The 6030-nt window shown below is 68.7% G+C and carries 7 protein-coding genes; all 7 read right to left on the reverse strand.

All coding sequences use genetic code 11. The annotated features are described in order from the left end of the window. Nucleotides 1–97: 97 nt before the first annotated feature. Nucleotides 98–904 (reverse strand): DivIVA domain-containing protein, encoded by an 807-nt coding sequence (locus ACWKY3_RS07295; protein ID WP_449315765.1) that lies wholly within the window; start codon nt 902–904, stop codon nt 98–100. A 53-nt stretch (nt 905–957) separates the two neighbouring features. Beyond that, nucleotides 958–1218 (reverse strand): YggT family protein, encoded by a 261-nt coding sequence (locus ACWKY3_RS07300; RefSeq protein ID WP_449315766.1) that lies wholly within the window; start codon nt 1216–1218, stop codon nt 958–960. Between the two features lie 35 nt (nt 1219–1253). Then, nucleotides 1254–2177, reverse strand: a complete 924-nt coding sequence (locus tag ACWKY3_RS07305; protein ID WP_449315767.1) for a cell division protein SepF — start codon at nt 2175–2177, stop codon at nt 1254–1256. Between the two features lie 70 nt (nt 2178–2247). Then, entirely contained in the window at nt 2248–2949 is a 702-nt protein-coding gene (locus ACWKY3_RS07310) for a YggS family pyridoxal phosphate-dependent enzyme (RefSeq protein WP_449315768.1), read from the reverse strand. Nucleotides 2950–2951: 2 nt separating this feature from the next. After that, nucleotides 2952–3794, reverse strand: coding sequence for a polyphenol oxidase family protein (locus ACWKY3_RS07315; RefSeq protein ID WP_449315769.1), 843 nt, complete (start codon nt 3792–3794; stop codon nt 2952–2954). A gap of 14 nt (nt 3795–3808) precedes the next feature. Next, nucleotides 3809–4948: a cell division protein FtsZ gene (gene ftsZ, locus ACWKY3_RS07320; protein WP_449315770.1), complete on the reverse strand. Its 1140-nt coding sequence runs from the start codon at nt 4946–4948 to the stop codon at nt 3809–3811. A gap of 175 nt (nt 4949–5123) precedes the next feature. Continuing rightward, on the reverse strand, nt 5124–6030 hold a 907-nt coding region (locus tag ACWKY3_RS07325), incomplete at its 5' end, for a cell division protein FtsQ/DivIB (protein ID WP_449315771.1).

The following is a 6030-nucleotide window of genomic DNA, read 5'->3' on the forward strand; positions in this document are numbered from 1 at the left end:
GAAAAAAAAGAGAGGAGGAGAGAGAGCGCGACCTGTGGTTCAGGGGCCGGCCCGCGGCGTTGATCGGCTCGGGCGACCGGCAAGCCGCCCGAGCCGGCTAGTCGATCTCTTCGAACTCGAAGGCGTCGTCGGCGTCGCCGAAGCCGGAGAGGTCCTTCTCCACAGCGGAGGGGCGCGGCGTGGCAGGCGCCACCACGGCGCCCGTCACGGACTGCGGCGTGGCGTAAGCCCCCGCCCCGTCGCGGTTGATGGGCGCCTGGACAGACGGCGCGGAACCCGTGGACGCGGCGTCGGAGGCCGAACGGGCGTGCAGGCTAGCCGCAGACGGGACCGGCGCCGATTCGCCTATTTCGGCCAGCTTGCGCGTGGCGTCGCTGATGAAGTCCGTCAGCAGGTCCCGGTACTCCTCGCGGGCGTCCTCGCGGTCGTCCTCGAGCTTCTTGATGGCGTCGAGCACCTTCTGCCTCTCGCCCTCGGCCTTGTCGACGATGCGCTGGGCCTCCTCCTCCGCGTCCTTGATGGTGGCGGCGGACTGGGCGTTGGCGTTGGCGATGATCTCGTCGGCGGAGCGCTGCGCGATGATGAGCGCCTGCGCGATGGCGTTGTCGTCGGCCTTCTTCGCCTCCAGCTGGCGCTCGAGGTCGGCGATGCGCGCGTCCTTCTCGGCCAGCGCCGCGTCGTCGACGGCAGGGGCCTCAAGGGGACGGGCCGGCGTGTCGAACCCGTCGAACTTGCCGCCGAAACCGCGATCGCCCATCTGGTTCTCAAGCTGCGCTATCTGCGCGTTCAAGCCGTCGATCTCGTCGGCGACGTGCTCAAGGAACACGTCCACCTCATCGACGTCGTAGCCCTTGCGGTCGATCGAGAAGCTCTGGTTGTGGATCTCAGCCGAGGTGATAGCCATCTGTCATTCCCTTCATCCGGTAACGCAACCTGCAGACAGGTGCGATTCTACGCCTAGAGCAAGCCAATCACTACACGTGTGGCTAATTGTAATACAAGCAAGGCCACAATGGGTGTAACGTCCACCATACCTCCAAGCGGAGGTATCAGCTTTTTGAACAGGTTAAGATACGGGTCGCACACCTTGCCCAGCACGTTGTAGATGTCGGCGAGGATGCCGCGGTTGACAGGCAGCCACGACATGAGCACGTACACGAAGATGACCATGCTGTACGCGTCGGCAAGCGACACAAGGAGGTACTTCAGGCTGAGCATGCGGAAAACTCCTTCATCAAGCGGGCGCCGGCCATCTACAGCACCCCTTGGCCGCGCAGCGCGGCCTTCTCGGCCTCCGAAAGGGCGGTGCCGCAGGTGATGGCGAACACTTTGTCGGCAACGCAGTCAACGGTCGCATCGAGCGCGCTTGAAACGCCGAAGGAGAAGTCGAGGACGCGCTTGGCCAAGCCTTCGGGCGTGGCATGCAGCGCCAGCACCACGGCGTCGCCGTTTTTGAGGGCCGGGGCCACGCGCTCCATGTCCCCGTAGGCAGACGGCCGCAGCAGCGTGATGGCGCGCGCGGGCGCCGTGCGCGGCGAGGACGCGGGCGCCGCGGCGCCCGAAAGGGCCGCAGGCGAGGCGGCGGCGCCCGAAGCCGCAGGCGAGGCCGCGCTCGCGGGATCGGGCGTCGTGGAAGTGAACAGCGCGTTCAGGCTCTCCGACCGCTCGCGACCCTGGGCCGCGGCCGCCCGGGCGTTCGGCGTGTTCGCGGGAGCCGGGGCGTCGGCGGCCACCATCGTCCGCTCCGCCCGGTAGGACGCCGACGACGGCGCGCTCACGCGGCGCGGCGGGAGCGGATCGCGGGTGAGGCTCTCGGGAACCTGCGTGCGGGCGCGCACGTCGTCGATGGAGACGAGCTTGGGGGGAGTGCCGCCCGCCGACCGCGCCGCAGAGCGGCCGGTGCGAACGGGTCTTGTGGTCACCGGGGCGTAGCGGTCGTAGCCCGAGCCGGCACCCTCGTCTGCGGCGACGTCGTCCTCACGATAACCGGGGCCGTATTCGCCGAACTCCTCCGCATCGCGCTCGTCGCCGAACTCGTCCTGAAAGCTGCGGTCGTCGTACCCTCTGTCGTAGTAGCCGTCGTCGTAGCCCTGCCCCGCGTCGGCGAAGCCGAGCTTCGACTTGATGCCGTCGAGCATCCCTGCGGCACCGGACCTTTTGATCTTTGGCAACTCCATACCGTTCACCTGCTCCGTTTCTTTCGACGGTCGCGCCGTCGCTGCGATATGCACGGTGCGCGCCGCGCCCTCACGCGCGCGTTGCGCCGAACTGCTCGTCGAACAAAGCCCGACCTATGCGCACTATGGTAGCGCCTGCGCCAACGGCCTCGCGCCAATCCTCGCTCATGCCCATAGAAAGTTCATCGAATGCGGCCGCCCTGTCGGCGCCCATGCGCCTGCGCAGGTCATCGCGCAGACCGGCAAGCCCCTCGAAGCATTCCCGCGCCGCGGCGAGGTCTCCCTGCGCGGCCATGGTCATAAGCCCGCGCACGCGCACGAACGACAACTCCGAGCAACGCGCCAGCACGTCAGCGACCTCGGCGGGTTCAAACCCGCTTTTGCTCTCCTCGCCCGACACGTTCACTTCCAGCAAAACGTCCTGCACCTTGCCAAGCTTGCGCGCGGCGGCGTCCACCTTGGGCAGATGGCGCTCCCGACACAGAGAGTGCACCAAGCAGGCGTGGGCGACTATGTCGGGGATCCTGCGGGACTGGACGTTGCCTATGAAATGCCAGCGCGCCTCCGGAAAGGCCCGCGCCTTCTCCATCAGCATGTCGGGCCGGTTCTCCCCGAAGTCGAGGGCGCCCGCCCGCACGGCCCGCCCCACCTCGGGCAGGCCCACCGTTTTGGACACGGCCACCACACGCACCTCGCGCGGGTCGCGCCCCGCCAGACGGCAGCATGCGGCCACTTCCGCGAGCACGCTTTCGTAGCGATCTGAAAACCCCATGGTCACCTTGCCTCCCTGAACGCGATGGCGCCTTGGCGGCCGCACGTGCCGCCGGAGGCGCGGTAGGAGAAGTACCGCTCGGACTCGTCCATCGTGCACACGCCCGCATCAACCAGGCGCGCCCGGTCGACGCCCGCCTCGGCCAGGCACGTCGTCAGGGCGGCGAGCAAGCTCACGTTGCCCTCCGCCGTCAGGCACGAGGCACCGTAGCGCCGAGCGAACGCTTCGCGCACGTCCGCCCCCGTCTCAAAGCAGCAGCCGCGGATATGCGGCCCCACGTACACGTTGTAGGTGGCGACGGCCCGCGGGCCTAACAGCTCTTCGTCGGCGTCCGCAAGCAGGCGCACCGCCTTGGCGGCGACGCCGTTCATCACGCCCCGCCATCCGGCGTGCGCCACGGCGAACCGGCCGGAGGGCGACACCGCCACCACGGGCACGCAATCCGCGAAGCACAGCAGCGCCGCCACGCCGGCGGCGCCCACGACGAGCGCGTCCGCGCCCTCGCGCGCCCGACGGCGCGCCTCATCCGCCTCCTGCGGGGAGCCGACGAGCACAACCTCGTCGCCATGCACCTGATTCGGCACGATCACCTGCGCACCCTGGGTCCCAAGGGCCGCAAGCAGGCGCGAGCGGTTCTCGGCCACGGCCGCCGCATCGTCGCCCACATGCGACCCCAGGTTGAGCGACGCGTACGGACCCGTGCTCGCTCCCCCTTCCCGCCCGGTGAACGCCACGCGCACGCCCGTGCGCTCGAACAGCGCGTCGTCGGTGAGCGCGGGAATGCCGAGCGCGCCGAAGGAGCGCTTCGTCAAACGCGGTGCGGGTAGGCTCTGCGGCGCGGCCATGGAACGGCCGCCTTCTAGCGCTGGCGTTTCAGGAAGTCGGGGATGTAGTCCTCGTCGGCGAAACGCCCCGACGCGGCCCCGTTGCCGCGGCTCGCGTACGACGCCGACGGCGCCGGCGAGGAGGCGAGGGAGGGCTGCTCGGAGGCGGTCGTGGAGGCGAACAGGTCCTTGCGCGAGAAGTCCATGGAGGACTGCTGGGCCGACCCCATCTTGAAGCCGGTGGCTATGACCGTGATGCGCACCTGATCCTGCATGGCCTCGTCGATGATCTGGCCGTAGATGATGTTGGCGTTCTCGTCGGCGCACGCCTCCACCGTGCGGGCCGCCTCGTCCACCTCGGTGAGCGTGAGGTCGGGACCGCCGGCGATGGAGAACAGCACGCGCGACGCGCCGGCGATGGACGCCTCCAGCAGGTTGGAGTTCGTGGCCTGCTGCGCGGCGTCGAGGGCGCGGTTCTCGCCGGAGGAGATGCCGATGCCCATCATGGCCGTGCCCGCGTCCTTCATGACCGTGCGGATGTCCGCGAAGTCGAGGTTGATGAGGCCCGGAACGGTGATGAGGTCGGTGACGCCCTGGATGCCCTGGCGCAGCGTGTCGTCGGCGATGCGGAAGGCGTCGAGCATGCTCGTCTTCTTGTCGACGATCTCCAGCAGGCGGTCGTTCGGGATGACGATGAGCGTGTCCACCTTCTGGGACAGAAGGTCGATGCCCTGCTCGGCTTGGTTGCGGCGCGTGCGGCCTTCGAACGAGAAGGGCTTGGTGACGATGCCCACCGTGAGCGCCCCTATCTCCTCGCGCGCGATCTCGGCGATGATGGGCGCGGCGCCCGTGCCCGTGCCGCCGCCCTCGCCCGCCGTGACGAACACCATGTCCGCCTCGGCCAGCGCCTCGCGGATCTCCGCGCGGCTCTCCTCGGCCGCCTGGCAGCCCACCTCGGGATTCGCGCCGGCGCCCAGGCCGCGCGTCAGCTCCTCGCCAATGTGGATCGTCTTGTCGGCGTCCGACATGAGCAGTGCCTGCCGATCGGTGTTGACGGCGATGAACTCAACACCCCTCACGCCCGCCTCGACCATGCGGTTCACGGCGTTCGTGCCGCCGCCGCCAACGCCGACGACCTTGATGACCGCCAAGTGCTCACCCATATTGTTAGGCATTGTCTCCTCCACACCTGCTGCGATTTCGAATGCTGCGATTCCGTCCCGTGGGGACCCTTCACGTGCGGTTATTGTACACGATGATCAACCTTTTGCAAATTACGCTGCGGTAATGAAAACCGCACGTCCACATTCGGCGGAAGGAGGCGAAGGGCGACCGGTCCAACCGCGCCCCTCAAAGGGCGCGCCAGGTGGGGCGGTCGACCGTGCGCACGTTGATGTAGGAGACGCCGTCGGGATGCTCCTCCATGATGGCCAGGCACACGCGCTCCTTCTCGCGGATGTCGTCCGCGGTGCCGAACACGATGTCGGGCCCGTCTTTGATAGTGAGCGTGGTGGACTCCGTCTCCGTGGCCTTGACCGCGGTCACCCGGCCCGCCAGCTCGGTGGTCATGCCGGACACGATGTCCAGGGCGTTGTTCACGTTGGCGTCCGTGCAGTACGCGCCTATCTCGGGCTTCGTGCCGTAGGGCACATCGGTGATGCGCAGCACGGACGCCGCGTCCTCGTACACCTTCGGGCTGGTGCGGCGGCCGGCCTCGGAATCCTGGTCGGGGATGGGCATGAGCCACATGCCGTCGGAGGCGATGGCCCACACGTTGGTGGTCCCGGCGTTTTCCGCGGGCACCTCCACCACAGCCTCGATGGTCCGCTCCGTGACGGCCAGCTCCAGCGTGTCGGGAAACACCCGGTTGACCGACACGTCCTGCACCCAGGCGTTCTTCAGCAGGTTGTCCCTGATGCCGGCCGCATCCACGCGCAGAAGCGTGGTGCCGGCGGGAACGCCCGCCATGTTCTGCATGTCCTCCGCCGTGAGGTGCTCGACCCCTTTGACCGACACGCTCTCGATGGTGAACAGGCTGGAGAAGTACACGGCGACGCCGCCGACGGCGAGCGCGAGCAGCACCAGCGCGGCGGCGCCGACGCGGACCAGGCGGCGCCGGTAGGTGCGCTGCGCGCGCTGGGCGCGCTCGATGCGGTCGAGGTCCCCCACGCGAACCGAGGAAAGCGGCGAGCGGGAGGCCGCGCCAGGCGCCCGCCCTCCCGGGACGGCGCGGTAGCCGGACGCGCGCGACGGAACG

The sequence above is a fragment of the Rubneribacter sp. genome (genome assembly GCF_965361815.1).